The following is a 17,099-nucleotide window of genomic DNA, read 5'->3' on the forward strand; positions in this document are numbered from 1 at the left end:
CTCAACCCTCCTGCGCAATGGCAGTCGGGGCGGCGTGCAGCGTCCGCCCCCGAGTGTTGGTGTTTTGCGCCAACACCGCGGTGCCGACGCGGACTTTCTGTCCGCCTTCCACGATCACCTGATCACCCGCCTTCAGGCCTGCGGTGACCCACCACTGGTTGCCCACGGCGCGGTCGATGGTCAGCACGCGCTGCTCGACCTTGCCGTTGACCACCAGCAACACCGAGGTCACGCCGCTGGCGCTGCGGCTCACGGCCTGTTGTGGAATCAGAATCGCCTGATCATTCCAGGCCTGCTCCAGCACCGCCCGCACATACATACCCGGCAGCAGCAGATGCTCCGGGTTGTCGAACTCGGCACGCAGGGTCACGGTGCCGGTGCCTTGGTTGACACTGACCCCGCTGAATTTCAAGCGACCTTCGTGGTTATAGGTACTGCCGTCGTCGAGTTTGAGGCTGATCCGCGCTTCGCCCTCACCGTTGCCTTGCAATGCACCGCTGGCCAGATCGCGCTTGAGGCGCAGCAGTTCAGTGGTCGATTGCGTGACGTCAACGTAAATCGGGTCCAACTGCTGCACCGTGGTCAGTGCGCTGTCCTGATTGGCCACGACGAGCGCGCCGGGGGTGACGGTCGAGGTTTCAATGCGCCCGCCGACGGGCGAGCTGATGCGGGTATACGCCAGGTTGATGCGCGCTGTATCCACACCGGCCTGCGCTACTTGCAGTTCAGCCTCGGCGGTCAGCAGGCTGGCCTGAGCGTCCTCGTTATCCTGCTGGCTAATGGCATCAATCTTCGCCAATTCGACATTGCGTTTGGCGGTGGCCTGGGCTGACTTCAGGGTGGCGCGGGCCTTGGCCACGGTCGCCTGCGCTTCAGCCAATGCTGCCTTATAAGGGGCCGCATCCAGCTGATACAGCGCCTGTCCAGCCTTGACCTCGGCACCTTCGACAAACAAGCGCTGCTGGACAATACCGCCGACCTGCGGACGGATCTCGGCGACCATGAATGCCTGGGTGCGCCCAGCCAGCTCAGTGGTCAGCGCCTGACTCTGCGGTTGCACAGTGATCACCGAAACCTTGGGTGCGACAGCGACAGGCGCGGACTCGCCGGCGGAGCACCCGCTCAATACGAATAGAACGAACAACGAAAGAATAACGGCGGCGGTTACCAGGGATTTGGCGAAAAGTTTGGTCGACATATCTGCCTCTGCAAGACGGGGTGGCTTGAGCCATGCGCCATACTGCGAGGCAAATGTGCAGGAAAATTGAAGATTGCCCGCCGAGCTTGAATCTTCGTCGCGTCAGGGCCTAAATGACCGGGCCATTCACCGACCTGCCCGAGCCCATGAAACTGAGTATCTCCACCAAACTGTTTGTTGCGGTCCTGACCAGCGTGCTGTTTGTCATCCTGAGCATGGGCCTGGCCACCAGTTGGAGTTTTGGCCGGGGGTTTCTCGGCTACCTCAATGAACAGGCCCTGGAGCGCATGGCCCCGGTTCTGCCGCGCCTGGCCAGTGCCTACGAGCGTGAGGGCAGCTGGGAGTTCCTGCGTCACCAGCCGGATCGCTGGTTCGAGATCATGCGGCCGGAGCCTAAGGATGACGATGTGTTCCACGAGCTGAGGATTCCATCACCCTCTGATCTGACGGGCGCGTTGTTCCGTATAGCCTTGCTGGATCAGCAAAAAAAACGAGTGACCGGTTACCCAGCGATTGGTGATGACGCCTTGCTGCGCCCGATCGAAGTGGCCGGCAAAACCGTCGGCTGGCTGGCAGTCACCCCGTTTCAGAGCGTGACGGAAGCAGGGGGCGAACGGTTTCAGCATTATCAATGGCGTGCCAGTCTGGCGATGGGTGTGGTTTCGTTGTTGCTGGCAATGCTGATCGCCTGGTGGATCGCCCGCACCCTGCTCGACCCGGTCAAACGGGTCGCCGCTGCGACTCACCGACTGGCCGCCGGGGAGTACAGCAATCGAGTGACCGTGTCGTCCAACGACGAAGTAGGCCAACTGGCTCGCGACTTCAACCAGCTTGCGTACACGCTGGAACGCAACGAGCAGATGCGTCGGGAATTCATGGCTGATGTCTCCCACGAACTGCGCACCCCGCTGTCGGTATTGCGCGGTGAACTGGAGGCCATCGAGGACGGCGTGCGCACCCTCGATCAGACCTCGATGAAGTCGCTACAGGGCGAAGTCGGCATGCTGAGCAAACTGGTGGACGACCTGTACGAGCTATCCCTGGCGGACGTCGGCGCACTGAACTATCGCAAGAGCGAATGCGTGCTCAACGAGCTGCTAGAAAGCAGCGCGGCCATGTTTCAAGAACGCTGCAACGCTGCGCAGCTGCGTCTGGAGCTGGATCTGCCGGCGCAACCGCTGCGGTTGGAAGCCGATCCCAAGCGCCTGCAACAACTGTTCGGCAACCTGCTGGAAAACGCTGTGCGTTATACCGATCCGGGCGGTGTACTGCGCATCAGCGCTGCCATCGAGGGCGACGACGTGCGCATCGAATTCCTCGATTCCGGCCCCGGCGTTGAAGCGCAACAATTGCCCCGGCTGTTTGAGCGTTTCTACCGCGGCGAAGCCTCACGCAATCGCGCCAGTGGCGGGGCCGGCCTCGGATTGGCAATCTGTCATAGCATCGCCCTGGCCCACGGCGGCAGCCTGACGGCCGACCACTCTCCCTTGGGTGGCCTCTGGCTGACCCTGCGCCTGCCACGGAATGCCTGAACATGGTCAACGACACTCCGATTCTCATCGTCGAAGATGAACCCAAACTGGCCGCGTTGATGCGCGACTACCTGACCGTTGCCGGTTACCCGACCCAGTGTCTGGACAACGGGTTGGACGTGGTGCCGGCGGTACGTGCCTGCGAGCCGCGACTGATCCTTCTCGACCTGATGCTGCCCGGACGGGATGGCCTGCAAGTGTGCAAAGAACTGCGCAGCTTTAGTGCGGTGCCCATCATCATGATCACCGCCCGAGTCGAGGAAGTGGATCGCCTGCTCGGACTGGACCTGGGCGCCGACGACTACATCTGCAAACCTTTCAGCCCCCGTGAAGTGGTCGCCAGGGTCAAAGCCATTCTGCGGCGCAGCCCGCAACTTTTGACGTCTGCGGCACGGCGTCTGCAGATTGACGAAGAGCGGTATCAGGCCTCCCTCGACGGTATCGCACTGGACTTGACGCCCCTGGAACTGCGTCTGCTCCACACCCTCGCCCGCTCTCCGGGACGGGTATTTTCACGGGATCAACTGCTCGACAAGATCTACTCCGATCACCGGGTGGTCACCGATCGCACGGTCGACAGCCATATCCGTAATCTGCGGCGCAAGCTCGAACAGGCCTGCCCGGGGGAGAGTCCCATCGAGTCGTTGTATGGTGTGGGTTATCGGTTTCAGCTCGCCGACGACTGATGCATCGTCACGGTTGAAGATGATCGCCGCCCCGTTCCGCCGGCTACACGGGCAGAACGGGGCAGTTCGTCAAAGCGGTGTGATCAGAATGTCACACTGGCGCTCAGGCGTGCCGTGCGCGGCTCGCCGACATTGACCGCCAGTTGGCCGCCGGTGGAGGACGGGTAGTACTGTTTGTCGAACAGGTTATCGACGTTGAACTGCAGCGTGGTCTTGTACCCGAACATCGGCGACTCCCAACGTACGAAGGCATCGGCCACGGTGTAGCTGCTCAGCCAGAAATCGTTGGCGTTGTTGGCGGCGCGCTCGCCGACGTAACGTGCACCGGCGCCTGCATGCCAGGCCCCGAATTCCGTCGGGATGTTCAGGTGATGCGTCAGGTACAGGCTCGCGGTGTGCTTCGGCGCATCGGCGAGGCGGTGACCTTCGTCATCCGGATCGTCGAGGATTTCCGTGTGGGTGTAAGCGTAGGTGCCGATCAGGTCCCAGCGCTCGGCCACACGCCCGGTGACGTCCAGCTCCAAGCCCTGGGAACCGACCTTGCCCGCAGCCTCCGAGAGGCTGACACCATCGACCGTCGAGGTAGTTACGACGTTCTTCTTGACGATGTCGAACAGCGCAAGGTTGATGTTCAACCCTGGCAGCGGATCGTACTTAGCGCCGACCTCGTAGCTGCGACCCTCCTCCGGATCGAAGGTGTGGCCGGCATCGTCGACCTCGGTATTGGGTTTGAACGAATGACTGTAGTTACCGTACAGCGACAGGGTATCGGTGGCCTTGTAGACCAGGCCCAGGAACGGCACGAAGGCATCACCGTTATCGTCGCGATTGACGGTGTAGCTGCTGCCGCGGCCCTGATCGCTGTACTGATCGTAATGCTGCTGGCGACCACCCAGGACCAGAATCCAGCGGTCGTCGAGGTGCCAGTTGTCCTTGAAGTACACGGAGCTGGAGGTCAACTGATTGCTCAGGTCGCTTTGGGTGGCGCTGACGATGCTGGGCTCGGCCAAACGACCATAAACCGGCGACGTGATGTTGAAGCCCGATTGCGCGGTATTACGGTAGGTTTTTCCGCGGAATTGGTCGGACGCTTCGGTGTCCGCGCCGACCAGCAGGTCATGGCGCTGGCCGAACAGCTCCTGCTGGCCGATGAAGTCCCAGCTGGCGTAGCGGGTCTCATCGTCGTAATGGGCGCCGTTGGCCGCACGTCGCAGATTGTTGCCGGTCAACGAACTCGGCTGGGCAATCGAGAGGCTGTAGCGGTCGTTGTTCCAGCCGTAGGTGACCCGGGTTTTCCATTCGTCACTGAGCTGATACTCGAAACGCGCGGTGGCCACTTCACGGGTACCGACACTTTTCGCCCAGCGTTCGTCGAGGCGCTTGTCGTAGTCGATGTCGGCCGGATGGCTGTTGGTGAACACGGTGCCACGGTCAAAGGGATTGGAGTATTCGTTGTATTCGTAGCTCAGCGTCAGGCTGGCGCGGTCGCCGGTCCAGCTCAGCGACGGCGCGACCAGAGTGCTCTCGTTCACACCGTAGTTGCGCCAGTAATCCTCATGGCCACGTTCAGCGATCAGGCGATAGGCCAGACCCGTGTCCCCCAAAGGACCGGTGGTGTCCAGGGCCATGGTCCCGCCGCCTTCGCTATAGGCCGAGCCGCTCAGGGTCGTGCTTTGGGTATATTCGGGCTTCTTGCTGATCACGTTGATCAACCCGCCGGGTTCCAGCGCGCCATACAACAACGACGCAGGCCCTTTGAGCACTTCGATACGATCCGTCGTGGCGCTGAAGTTGTGCCCCAGATTGGAACGTACGCCATCGCGCAGGATCGAGCCGTCGTCATTGGTGCCGAAACCACGCTTGACCAGCGAATCCCGCGAGTTGCCCAAGGTATTGCCCTGACTGACACCGCTGACAAACTTCATGGCGTCGTCCAGCGAGCGCACCTGATAGTCGGCCAGGGTTTGCTGGGTGACCACATTAATCGATTGCGCCTCTTCCTTGATCGGCACATCACTTTTACTCGCCGTGCTGGCTTGGGACGTGGTGTAGCTCGCGTCCTGGCTGATACGACTCGCCTGAATATCAGTGGCCGGCAGCACGACAGGTTCCTGTGCCCACAGAGGGGTGGTAAACATGACGCAGGACAGGGTCGGCAACGCGCGTTTCAGAAAGACCTTGCGACGGGCAAAGGACGGGGGATGGCTCAAGACTTCGCACTCGATGAGTTAATGGCAATGATTCTCATTGTATTGTGCGATGTATTATCAGTAAACACCCTCGCGGCCATTAGCGCGGTATTAATCTGCCGCATAGATGATGGTTTGTGCACTGTTGGACGCAGCAGGTTGGCGGGTGAAGTAGGTGTCGCCTTCATCCGTCTGGATCTCGTAGTCGACCTTGCTGGCGACACGACCCGATGCACAGGCATGCTTGATGATTTTCAGTACCCGCTGAAACTTCACGCTCTGGGTACCGTTCTGGGCAGGACCGGTGAGCACATTGACCGTTTGAAACCAGCCTTCATTTTTCTTGCTCGACACGAGGGTGCCGGTCAACGCCTCGAAACGCTCCAGACGGGTAAAGCCCCAGAGTGTCTGTTCCTCGACCGCTTTGCCCTGGGTCGCAGAGCCGGTAAACACAAACAGGTTGATGGCCGGATTGTCTTCGCAAAAGAAGTCGTAAGGCACCAGCCCGTCGACCATTTTCTTGCCGGAAACGAATCCCTTTTTATGAACCAGAAACATGACCACCTCGACTCAATGACTTCAGCAAAACATCAGCAAACGCTGAGTAAGTTTGAGCGGGGAAGTCTACTGAGGCGGTGCGTACAGGGCCGTCAAGCCAATGTAATTTCGTGTAAAGATCAGGCCAGGCCAGGCAGGTTGATTTCCACGGTCAGCCCACCGGACGGTTCATTACACGCCATGATCGACCCGCCGTGCATTTCCACGGCTCTGGCGGCGATCGCCAGGCCCAGTCCGAAACCGGCACAGGCCTCGTTCATACCGCGCTCGAACGGGTGAAAAATGCTCTGCAGCCGCTCGTTTTCAACGCCCTGCCCCTGATCGGTGATCCACACCCTCAGGCAGCTTGCGTCGGGATTGACCTCAGCCGATACAACAACCGTTGTCGCGGGTCGGGTATGGCGCACCGCGTTGCGAATGACGTTCTCGAAACACCGATACAGCAACTCGCCACTGACACGACTGACAAAGGCCGGGCACGCCTGCAGGCTGACCCGGCAACCTTTCATTCCCGCCTCGAATTGAGCGTCCTCGACGATCACCGCCAGTAATTCGATGATGTCGAGTGGCTCGCGGTCGATACTCTCGGGCCGGCCCTGCATACGCGCCAGGGTCAACAACGCCTCGATCAGCGTATCCATCCGCACCGACTCGCGTTGGATGCGCTCCACCATTTCCTGGCGAGCCGGTTCTTGCTGCAACAGCCCGATGGCCGCTTGCATGCGCGTCAACGGTGAACGCAGTTCGTGAGAGATGTCGTGCAACAGGTGTTGCTGGGCCTCCACCAGCAGTTTCAGCTGGTTGGCCATTCGGTCGCAGTCCTCGGCCAGATCGACGATTTCATCACGGCGCCTACCCATCATCGGCTTGACCCGGGTTTCGAAACGCCCCTTGGCCACGTCGCTCATCGCTCGCCTAAGATAGGCCAACGGCCACGCCAGGTAATACGCCATATAGCCGCTGAACAGCGCACTCATCACCGTGCCGATGATCAGCGGAATCGAACGTCCCGGCCCTTGCCCACCTTCTTTGCCAAGGGGATGTGAGGATCTGAGCGACAGGGTTAAACCGTCCTTGCTGATGACCGATCGTTCAAAGGCCGGCCGCGGGACCGGCGACCCTGCCAGCAGTTGACCGGCACTGTCATAGACACCAATGGCTTCGTCACCGGGGTGCCGCCACACCGCCAGGAACTGCCTTCCCGACTCGACGCCGAACTGTCGCAGCAGTTGCTCTTCGCTGGTCAGGATGGCCTCCAGATGAGGATCGCCAGGCCCGAAACTGCCCAGTACCAGAATGCCCAACCCGACCAAAAACGTCAGGCTGGTGGCGAGCCAAAACGCCAGGAACAGCTTCCAGAACAGCCGGCTGGGTTTCATCATTCGGCGATCAACAGGTAACCGAGGCCACGCACGCTCTGAATCCAGGCCTTGGCGTCGGGGCGCGGCCCCAGCTTCTGACGAATGCTGCTGATGTGCACGTCGATACGCCGGTCGTAGCGGGTCAAGGGACAGCCCAAGGCATTGAGCGACAGATCTTGTTTGCTCACCACCTGCCCGGCACAGCGGGCCAGCTCTTCGAGCAAGCTGAACTCGGTACTGGTCACCCCCAACTCACGACCCTGCCAGAGGGCCTGTCGCTTGCCGGGCCACAACACCAGCGGGCCCGTCCTGATCACTTCCGTGGTCGGCTGATCCACCGGCTGCACCCTGCGCATGATCGCCCGCAAACGCGCCACCAGTTCACCCGGCGAACTGGGCTTGGGCACATAGTCATCGGCGCCCAGTTCCAGGCCGGTGATCTTGTCGATGTTATCGCCACGGGCCGTGAGCAACACCACCGGCACCTGGCTGACGGCGCGAATGCGCCTGAGCACTTCGATACCCGACAGCCGCGGCAGCATCACGTCCAGCACCACAATGCTGTATCGACCGGAAAGCGCATGAACTTCACCCTCCTCCCCCGTATGCACCGCAGTCGCCTCGAAGCCTTCACGCTCCAGGTATTGGCTGAGCATTCCAGTCAGTTCCTGGTCATCGTCGACTAGCAATACGGAGATCATGGGAAGCTCTTGAGTGGGGATCGGCCCATTATCGTCCGTGCACCGCACACCGTCATTGCCTTACGCCAACCTTTACCTAACTTGACACTTGGTTAACCGCACCAAACGCACCGAGCTTTTATGCTTCACCTCCACCAGCCTGCCCGCTCAGCGGTACCTCGTCCTGTTTTGAGATATCCGCGCCCGCCTACGCTGCTTGTCGATGTGTTCTGGAAAAAGATCTTGATGAATTTTTCGCGTCTGCTCTGCTCGGTTGCCCTCCTGCTAAATGCCACACTTGCGCACGCCCAAGGCTTCAAAATCTCCGATATTCGCATCAACGGCCTGCAACGGGTCTCCGCCGGCAGCGTGTTCGGTGCATTGCCATTGAACGTCGGTGATGAGGCGGATGATCAACGCCTGGTGGAGTCCACCCGCGAGCTGTTCAAAACAGGATTCTTTCAGGATATTCAGCTAGGCCGCGACGGTGATGTCCTGATCATCACCGTCGTCGAGCGCCCATCGGTCGCCAGTATCGAGATCGAGGGCAACAAGGCGATCTCCACGGAGGATCTGATGAAGGGCCTCAAGCAGTCAGGTCTGGCCGAAGGTGAGATCTTCCAGCGCGCCACCCTCGAAGGCGTGCGTAACGAACTGCAGCGCCAATACGTTGCTCAGGGACGCTACTCGGCATCGGTCGACGCCGAGGTGATTTCAAAACCGCGCAACCGCGTGGGCCTGAAAATCAACATAGATGAAGGCACGGTCGCGGCGATCCAGCACATCAACGTGGTAGGCAATACCGTCTTCACCGAAGAACAATTGACCGATCAATTCACCCTCAAGACCAGCAACTGGCTGTCGTTCTTCAAGAACGACGACAAGTACGCCCGTGAAAAACTGTCCGGCGACCTGGAACGTCTGCGCTCCTATTACCTGGATCGCGGTTACATCAACATGGACATCACATCGACCCAGGTGTCGATTACGCCGGACAAGAAACACGTGTTCATCTCCGTCAACATCAGCGAAGGCCATAAGTACACGGTTCGTGACATCAAGTTCAGCGGCGACCTGAAAGTCCCTGAAGACCAGATCAAGTCCCTGCTGCTGGTCCAGAAAGGCCAGGTGTTCTCGCGCAAGCTGATGACCACCACGTCCGACCTGATCACCCGCCGCCTGGGCAACGAGGGTTACACCTTCGCCAACGTCAACGGCGTGCCTCAGGCTCACGATGAAGACCAGACGGTCGATATCACTTTCGCGGTCGATCCGGGCAAGCGAGCCTACGTGAACCGCATCAACTTTCGCGGCAACACCAAGACCGACGACAAGGTACTGCGCCGCGAGATGCGTCAGATGGAAGGTGGCTGGGCGTCGACCTACCTGATCGACCAATCCAAGACTCGTCTTGAACGTCTGGGCTTCTTCAAGGAAGCCAACGTCGAAACGCCGGCGGTGGCGGGTGTCGATGACCAGGTTGACGTGAACTACGGCGTTGAAGAACAGGCGTCCGGTTCGATCACCGCCAGCGTCGGCTTCTCACAAAGCGCCGGTCTGATCCTCGGGGGTTCGATCACCCAGAACAACTTCCTGGGGACCGGCAACTACGCCAGCGTGGGTCTTACCCGCTCGGAATACCAAAGCAAGTACAACTTTGGTTTCACCAATCCCTACTTCACGCCGGACGGAGTGAGCCTGGGCTACAGCGTGTTCTACAGCACGACCGATTACACCGACTACTACGATGACGGCGTTTCGTACTACGCCATCAACAGCTATGGCGCCGGCACCACGTTCGGCTACCCGATCAATGAAACTTCACGGTTGAGTTTTGGCCTGACCGCGCAACATGACAGTATCGAACCAGGCACCTACAGCGCCGATGAGATCTACGACTTTATCGAACGCGAGGGCAAGGAGTTCACCAACTTCAAGGCCAACCTCGGCTGGTCGGAATCGACCCTGAACCGCGGCGTGCTGGCCACCCGCGGGCATTCACAAAACCTGAACCTGATGGTGACGGTGCCCGGCAGTGACCTGAGCTTCTACAAGATCGATTACACCGGGCAGACCTTCCTGCCGGTCAGCGAATCCACCTCGCTGCGGTTCCATACCAAACTCGGCTATGGCAACAGCTACGGCTCAACCGACGGCCTGCCGTTCTATGAAAACTACACCGCCGGTGGCGAGGGTTCGGTACGCGGCTTTGAAAGCGGCACCCTCGGCCCGCGCAACACCCCGGCCACCGGCACGTATGCCAGTGCCGGGCAGACGTATTACTCAGATCGGGACACCGACGCCCTGGGCGGCAACATCCTCATCACCGGTGGCGTGGAATATTTGTTCCCGATGCCCTTCATCAAGGACAACAAATCCCTGCGTACCTCGGTGTTCTGGGACGTCGGCAGCGTCTACTCAAACAAGTGTTACCTGAGCACCACCCAGGCTTGCGACGGTGTCGACCTCAACCAGATGGCCAGTTCTGTGGGTGTTGGTGTCACCTGGTATAGCCCGCTAGGCCCCTTGAGCGCCAACCTGGCCTTTCCGGTTCGAACGCCCGATGACGCCGACACGCAAGTGTTCCAATTTTCCATGGGGCAGACGTTTTGACCCAGCGAACGCAACCATGAGCAGGTGCGCCTCAAGAGGAGCGATTGAAGCGTTTCACAGCCACCCCAGCCACGCCCAGTACGTACTGGCAAACACCAACAGCAATCCATAACCGATCAGCGTAATCACCACACCAACCCGAGCGAACTGTTTGGGATTGAAGGTATCCGTACCCAGGCACACCATATTCTGCGGCGCATTGATGGGCAGTATGAAGCCGAAGCTGACGACAAACCCAAGGAGCATGGTAACGCCCAGTCGACTGAAATCCCCGGGTAGGGTTTGCAGAACGGCCATCAGAATCGGAAGCAATGCCGAGGTCAGCGCGGTAGCGCTGGCAAAGCCCAAGTGGATCAGGATAAGGAAGGCACTGAGGACGGCAAACACGCCCAGCGTGCCGAGCTTGTCCAGCCCCGTATGCCCGACAACCTGGACACCCAACCATTGCCCGGCCTGGGTGGTCAACAGCGCGGTGCCCAGGCTGATGCCGACCCCAAAGACAATCACGGTGCCCCACGGAATGCGTGCTTGAACGTCTTTCCAGATCATTACACCGAAACGGGGCAGCAACAACAGAACCAGCCCGGCATACGTCGTCGAGGTCGTATCGAAAGCATGCAACTTGCCTTCAGTTGCCCACCCTAAAAGAAGCAGGCCAGAGACGCCCGCCAAGCGCTTCTGCGCTCCCGTCATTGGCCCCAACTCAGCCAGGCTAGCCATGATGGCGGCCTTGCCGCCGGGCACAGTGTCGGTTTCGGGGGGCAACATTTTCAGTACAATGACAATCAAGACAATCGACATGATGATCGCCCATGGCGCACCGGCGATAAACCAGTCGATCCATGACACGCGCTGGCCGAGCATCTTGTCCATGAAGCCCACCGTCAGCAAGTTCTGGGCGGCGGCCGTCTGAATGCCGACGTTCCAGATGCTCGTTCCCTGCGCCACGATGATCATGATGCCCGCAGCAATATTGGAGCGTTTGGCGACGCCGAATGCGGCGATCACGCCCATCATGATCGGCACCACGCAAGCACTTCGCGCCGTTGCGCTAGGCACTACCAGGCTCAGCAACACGATGACAACCATAGCGCCCAGCAGTATCCGCCGAGTGCTGCCGCCTACTTTCGCCAGCGTCACCAGCGCGATACGCCGATCCAGCCCGGTGTGTGTGTCATCGCGGCGGCGATAAACAGCGCACCGACCACCAGCGCCAGGGCCGGATTGGAAAAGCCGCTGAGCGCCATCGTTATCCCGGCCGACGAGCCATACGTCAGCGAAGGGTTCTGAAGCGTCGGTGCGGTACCGATCAGAATGGCCATCAGCGACGTAATCATGATCGCGCTGGCTTCGTAAGACACCGCTTCGGTGACCCAGACGGTCACCGCGAATACGAGAATGGACAGCATCCGTTGCCCGGCAACGGGTAAATCCCCAGGTAACGGCAGGATCAAGACGACCACCAACGGCACGCGATGCGCTTGAGCCAGGTCAAGGTTGCAGATCAGCGCCTCATGTGTGAATTCCAGTGGTGTCGACTGCAGGACGCAACAGGGCGTCGACCGCCAACCCGGCCAGTACGGCATCCTGTTCAGCCTTGACGCCTGACACACCTACTGCGCCTATGCAGTGGCCTTCGTGCCAAATGGCGACGCCTCCTTCGAGCATGCCTTGCAGGTTCGGCGCACTTAGAAATGCCTGACGTCCGCCATTGATCATGTCTTCGTAGACCTTGCTATCGCGACGACCAAGCGCCGCTGTACGCGCTTTTTCCGTGGCGATGTAACCCGCAATCGGCGCCGTATGATCCAGGCGCAACAGACCCAGCGGATGACCGCCGTCATCGACGACGCAAATCGCCACGGGCCAGTTGCGGCGATGGGCCAGGTCTTTTGCCGCCGACAGTATTTGCGAAACGTTTTGCTCGCTCAGTAACGCCTTGGTTTGCATCTTTACTCCGATCAATGAAGAGAACGGCCGCATGCTCAAGCATGCGTGCCGAAAGAACGCCCGGTCGTTACTCGCCGTAGATATCGAAGTCGAAGTACTTCTGGCGAATCTTGTCGTAGGTGCCGTTGGCACGAATCGTCGCCAGCGCCTGATTGAAACGACCGGCCAGTGGATCGCTCTTGCGCACCGCAATACCGATTCCGGTGCCGAAGAATTGCTCTTCGGTAAAACTCGGGCCGACGAACTCATAGTCGTGTCCTTCCGGGCGCTTCAACAGGCTTTCATCGATCACCACCGAACTGGCCATGGTGGCATCGAGGCGCCCACCCAGCAGGTCGAGGAATATTTCGTTCTGCGAGCCGTAGCGCACCACTTCGGCACCGGCCGGGGCGAATTTCTCGGTGACGTAGCGATCGAAGTTGGTCGCACGCTGCACGCCGATCCGCTTGCCTTTGAGCTGCGCCGGAATGTCGCTGACGCCGCTGCCCTTCTTGAACACCAGGCGCGCCGGAATACGGTAATAGCGATTGCTGAAATCGACCGATTTCATCCGCTCCGGGGTCATGGACATCGAAGAAATCACCGCATCGACTTTCTTCACCTTGAGCGCGGGAATCAGTCCGTCGAACTCTTGTTCCTGCCACACGCACTGGACTTTCATCTCGGCGCACAGTGCCTGGCCGATGTCGTAGTCAAAACCCACGATCTGGTTGTCCGGGGTTTTCGAAGCGAACGGAGGGTAAGCCGCTTCGATGCCCAGACGCAGAGGTTGCTCCGCCGCGTGCAGGTTGGCGCCAAACACTAGCAGCGAGATGAGGCCGACTTTCAATACCGTGTTTTTTACGTTCATTCATAGCTCCAGATGCGGTGTTGTTTATGTCGGGCGCTCCGCGAAAGAAGACGTCCGTTATGGCAGCAGCAATGTGAACAAGCCGAGATGGCGGCTCTGTCGGCCGACTACTCTGTGGTTGTGCAAGGATTCATCCCGCACACCAGTTACAACGGAGGACTCAGACGGCGGCGGTGACAATCAACTCCAGCAGAATCTGCGGGTCATCGAACATCACTTGAGCGGTGGCGCGTGCAGGCGTTTGCCCGGCGTCGACCCAGGCGCTCCAGGTTTCATTCATGCCGGTGAAATCGGCGCCCATGTCTTTCATCCAGATCTGCACGCTGAGCAGACGGCTCTTGTCACTACCAGAGACCTCCAGCAGTTCGTCGACCCGTTGCAGCACCTGGCGCGTCTGACCGCGAATATCCTGGCTGCAATCGGCGGCGACGATGCCGCTGAGCCAGGCCACGCCGTTATGCACGACGCTGCGGCTCAAGCGGGGGTTGCTTTCGATGCGTTGAATACGGCTCATAAGTGCTCCTGGGTGTGAGGTGTCTCAGTGGACAATTGGGCAAGGGTGATGGGTTTGAGCGGCGACCGGATGCGGTAGTAGCCGACCTCTGTCGCAGATACCTGGCGATGCTCGGCAATGATTTCGGTGACGCTCAAACCACACAGGCGCCCCTGGCAAGGCCCCATGCCGCAGCGACCGAACGCCTTGGTCTGATTGGGCCCCAAACAACCGAGCTCAACGTGCTGGCGAATCGCACCGGCGCTGACGTCTTCGCAACGGCAGACAATCACCTCGTCGGCGGGAATGCGGTTTTGCTGTTGCGGGCGGTATAACGCATCGATCAGTGGCCGCGCCGCACGCTGGCGACGCAGGAGCTTTCGATAAGGGGCGGCGAGTTGTTGCAAACGTTGCGCATCAACTTTTCCCGACCTGGCGGCAATCGCCAGCCCGGCCAGGCGGCCTTCGAGCAGCGCCACTTGCGCGCCGCCGATAGCGCCACCGTCACCGGCGATATAAATGCCCGGCAGACTGGTTTCACCCTGGCTGTCGCGACGCGTGATCCAGCACAGTTGCTGTTCGCTCCAGTCATGTTCGAGGCGTAGCGACCAACTGATCTGGGTGTTGGGCACCACGCCTTGATGCAGCAAAATCAGCGACGCGGGAATGGTCCAGCGCCGACCGCCACTGTCGAAACTCAGGGCGCTGGCGTGTGCCAGACCTTCGACACGCAAATCACGGGCATCGCGAAAATGCTTGACCCCGGCGCGTTTCAATTCGACCAGCAGTTGCAGGCCCTTGAGCAAGTCACGCCAGCCGCGCAAGGCGCCCGGAACTTTGCGCCAGGCTCGCAGCAGATCGCCCTGGCCACTGGTGTCCACCAGCGCTTCGATCGCGATACCAGCCCGCAGGTATTGCACCGCCAGCAGGTACAACAAGGGTCCACAGCCGGCCAATACCACCGGCCCGACCGGCACCATCGCGGCGCTTTTGAGCAGTATCTGCCCGGCTCCGGCGGTCATGACACCGGGCAAGGTCCAGCCCGGAATGGGCATCGGACGTTCGAACGCACCGGTGGCGATCAACAGATGATGCCCTTGCAGGATTTCAGCGCGGCCATCGATCAGGTAATGCACCTGACTCTGTGGTGTCACCTGCCAGATGGCTGCGTTGGCCAGGTAACGGGCCCCGCACTGGAGAAACTGTGCGACAAGCCCCGAGCCCGCCGTGTAGTCATCGCCCAATACGCTGCGGCTGCGCGCATCGGCCTGCAGGATATTGCGATAGATTTGCCCACCGGGGCTGCCCTGTTCATCCAACACGACAACCGAAAGCCCGTATCGCGTGGCCTCCAGGGCCGCGCTCATTCCCGCAGGACCGGCGCCAATCACAATCAGGTCGACCGTTTGATTATTCATCAGCACCCACCTCGCGGTGGTCGCAGGCCAGAAACTCGCGAGCACCGCGCTGCCTGAGAACACGCATGCCCGCACGAACCGGCAGCAGGCACGCCTGACAATTGGCTTGCCCGTCCACCTCGACCAGGCATTCGAAGCACACACCCATCATGCAATAGGGCGCGCCGGGCCTGCCGCTGACAGCACTTTCGCGGGTATGAGTGATGCCGCTGACCAGCAACGCGGCAGCCAGCGAAACCCCGTCAGGCACCGTTAATGACGCGCCTTCGAATTCAATCTGCACGGTTCTTTGCGCCGTGCCCAAGGCCCGAAACAGGCTGTCAGCCGGCATGGCGCACCTCACGTTTGAGACTGAAACGCCGCAGACTGAAAGGCCCCACGGCCGGATCGTCGAACTCACCGCCAATCCATGGCGCCAGGCGCAAGGCGTGGATCGCCGCCAGCGTCACGCCGCTGTGGCAACTGACCACTACCGCTCCGGGGCAGCTCTGCGACGCTTCATAGATTGGAAAACCGTCGGCGCTCAGCACCCGCAGCGCGCCCCAGGCCCGAACCAGCCTTACCTGCCCCAACTGTGGGAAACACTGCACGGCACGTCGGGCAATGCTGGCCATCACTTCGCTGCCGGTACCGTCGTCGAAACCCACCGACTCATGGGAGTCACCCAACTGCACCGTGCCTTCGTCGGTCTGACGTACGTACGTGGTGGGGTAATGCAGAAAAGGCTTGAGTCGCTCGGTGACCAGGATCTGCCCACGATTGGGACTCACCGGCACGTCGATGCCCAACGCCGCGCCCAGCTCGCGATTGCCGAGTCCGGCGGCCAGTACGACCTGCCCGGCGAACCAGCGCTGTTCACCGGCGCGCAATTCGAAGCCTGAGGCGCGCTGGCCAATGGCGCTGACCCGGTGGCCATTGATGATCTTGACCCCACGCATCCGGCAGGCGGCGTACAGGGCGCGCAACAGTTTCAACGGATTGACGTGACCGTCCATGGGCGAGTAGCAGCCGCCCACTACGGTCGGCCCCACGCCAGGCAAGCGGGTTCGCAGTTGTGCCGAATCCAGCAGCTCGAACGGATAATCACCGTCCATGGCTTCGCGCAGCCAGAGCAGTCGGCGGCTCTCTTCCGCCATCTCATCGTCACTCAAACACAACTGGAATCCGCCAGGCTGGCGCAGATGGATGTCGATGCCGGTGTCGGCCTGCAAAGCGGCGGCGAACCGCGGCCACAGCGCCACCGATTCGCGAGTCCATTGTGCGTAGGGACTCATTCCATAGCCCTTGCCCTGAACCCACAACAGGCCGAAGTTGCCACGCGCAGCCCGAAAGGCGTCGTCCCCCTCGTCCAGGACGCTGACCTTGCGACCGAGCATGGCCAGTCCATAGGCAATCGACAGCCCCACCAAACCACCGCCGACGATAACTACATCAGTTTTTTGCATGAGTTGCGTATTCGCTCTCTCGGCACTGAAAAATCACTCTCAGCACTGGCCCTACCACTGGATAATCTCGATAGAGAAGATCCTAGAGAGCTGACAGCAGCTTGAAAAATGCTTTATTTTGGCAAG

14 protein-coding genes and 1 pseudogene are annotated in these 17,099 nt (G+C 60.2%); 3 read left to right on the forward strand and 12 right to left on the reverse strand.

Annotated elements, in window-relative coordinates; genetic code table 11:
- Position 1 precedes the first annotated feature (1 nt).
- Complete coding sequence (locus ACA059_RS18490) at positions 2 to 1,198, reverse strand: efflux RND transporter periplasmic adaptor subunit (protein WP_497630443.1); 1,197 nt, start codon at positions 1,196 to 1,198, stop codon at positions 2 to 4.
- A gap of 113 nt (positions 1,199 to 1,311) precedes the next feature.
- Here ACA059_RS18490 and baeS point away from each other — a divergent pair, with 113 nt between their 5' ends.
- Entirely contained in the window at positions 1,312 to 2,730 is a 1,419-nt protein-coding gene (gene baeS / locus ACA059_RS18495) for a sensor histidine kinase efflux regulator BaeS (RefSeq protein WP_497630444.1), read from the forward strand.
- A 2-nt stretch (positions 2,731 to 2,732) separates the two neighbouring features.
- On the forward strand, positions 2,733 to 3,416 hold the full coding sequence (locus ACA059_RS18500) for a response regulator (RefSeq protein ID WP_497630445.1): 684 nt from the start codon (positions 2,733 to 2,735) through the stop codon (positions 3,414 to 3,416).
- 83 nt (positions 3,417 to 3,499) lie between these two features.
- Here the strand turns inward: ACA059_RS18500 and ACA059_RS18505 are convergent, their stop codons facing one another.
- From ACA059_RS18505 to ACA059_RS18520, 4 genes are all read right to left on the reverse strand, one after another.
- A complete protein-coding gene (locus tag ACA059_RS18505) occupies positions 3,500 to 5,626 on the reverse strand; it encodes a TonB-dependent siderophore receptor (protein WP_497630446.1) in 2,127 nt (708 codons plus the stop codon).
- A 90-nt stretch (positions 5,627 to 5,716) separates the two neighbouring features.
- Positions 5,717 to 6,163 carry a hypothetical protein gene (locus tag ACA059_RS18510; RefSeq protein ID WP_497630447.1) on the reverse strand — a complete coding sequence of 149 codons (447 nt, stop codon included), beginning with the start codon at positions 6,161 to 6,163 and terminating at the stop codon, positions 5,717 to 5,719.
- A 119-nt stretch (positions 6,164 to 6,282) separates the two neighbouring features.
- On the reverse strand, positions 6,283 to 7,545 hold the full coding sequence (locus tag ACA059_RS18515) for a HAMP domain-containing sensor histidine kinase (RefSeq protein WP_497630448.1): 1,263 nt from the start codon (positions 7,543 to 7,545) through the stop codon (positions 6,283 to 6,285).
- Positions 7,542 to 8,225, reverse strand: a complete 684-nt coding sequence (locus tag ACA059_RS18520; protein WP_497630449.1) for a response regulator — start codon at positions 8,223 to 8,225, stop codon at positions 7,542 to 7,544. Before ACA059_RS18520 ends, ACA059_RS18515 begins: the two co-directional genes overlap by 4 nt.
- 225 nt (positions 8,226 to 8,450) lie before the next feature.
- On the opposite strand from ACA059_RS18520, the gene bamA reads away from it, so the two are divergent.
- The gene (gene bamA / locus ACA059_RS18525) at positions 8,451 to 10,817 is read left to right on the forward strand and encodes an outer membrane protein assembly factor BamA (protein ID WP_497630450.1); all 2,367 of its coding nucleotides are present in this window, start codon (positions 8,451 to 8,453) and stop codon (positions 10,815 to 10,817) included.
- Between the two features lie 54 nt (positions 10,818 to 10,871).
- Here bamA and ACA059_RS18530 read toward each other — a convergent pair.
- The 7 genes and pseudogenes from ACA059_RS18530 to ACA059_RS18560 all read right to left on the reverse strand — a co-directional run.
- Positions 10,872 to 12,283: pseudogene (locus ACA059_RS18530) on the reverse strand (DASS family sodium-coupled anion symporter); the annotation flags it as partial.
- Between the two features lie 46 nt (positions 12,284 to 12,329).
- Positions 12,330 to 12,767: a heme-binding protein gene (locus ACA059_RS18535; RefSeq protein WP_497630451.1), complete on the reverse strand. Its 438-nt coding sequence runs from the start codon at positions 12,765 to 12,767 to the stop codon at positions 12,330 to 12,332.
- A gap of 67 nt (positions 12,768 to 12,834) precedes the next feature.
- On the reverse strand, positions 12,835 to 13,617 hold the full coding sequence (locus ACA059_RS18540) for an ABC transporter substrate-binding protein (RefSeq protein WP_497630452.1): 783 nt from the start codon (positions 13,615 to 13,617) through the stop codon (positions 12,835 to 12,837).
- A gap of 160 nt (positions 13,618 to 13,777) precedes the next feature.
- The gene (locus tag ACA059_RS18545; RefSeq protein WP_462022506.1) at positions 13,778 to 14,131 is read right to left on the reverse strand and encodes a RidA family protein; all 354 of its coding nucleotides are present in this window, start codon (positions 14,129 to 14,131) and stop codon (positions 13,778 to 13,780) included.
- A complete protein-coding gene (locus ACA059_RS18550) occupies positions 14,128 to 15,528 on the reverse strand; it encodes an FAD-dependent oxidoreductase (RefSeq protein ID WP_497630453.1) in 1,401 nt (466 codons plus the stop codon). Before ACA059_RS18550 ends, ACA059_RS18545 begins: the two co-directional genes overlap by 4 nt.
- Complete coding sequence (locus ACA059_RS18555; protein WP_497630454.1) at positions 15,521 to 15,859, reverse strand: (2Fe-2S)-binding protein; 339 nt, start codon at positions 15,857 to 15,859, stop codon at positions 15,521 to 15,523. Before ACA059_RS18555 ends, ACA059_RS18550 begins: the two co-directional genes overlap by 8 nt.
- Complete coding sequence (locus tag ACA059_RS18560; RefSeq protein ID WP_497630455.1) at positions 15,849 to 16,973, reverse strand: NAD(P)/FAD-dependent oxidoreductase; 1,125 nt, start codon at positions 16,971 to 16,973, stop codon at positions 15,849 to 15,851. Before ACA059_RS18560 ends, ACA059_RS18555 begins: the two co-directional genes overlap by 11 nt.
- Between the last annotated feature and the right edge of the window lie 126 nt (positions 16,974 to 17,099).

Source organism: Pseudomonas sp. LBUM1647 (assembly GCF_059716175.1).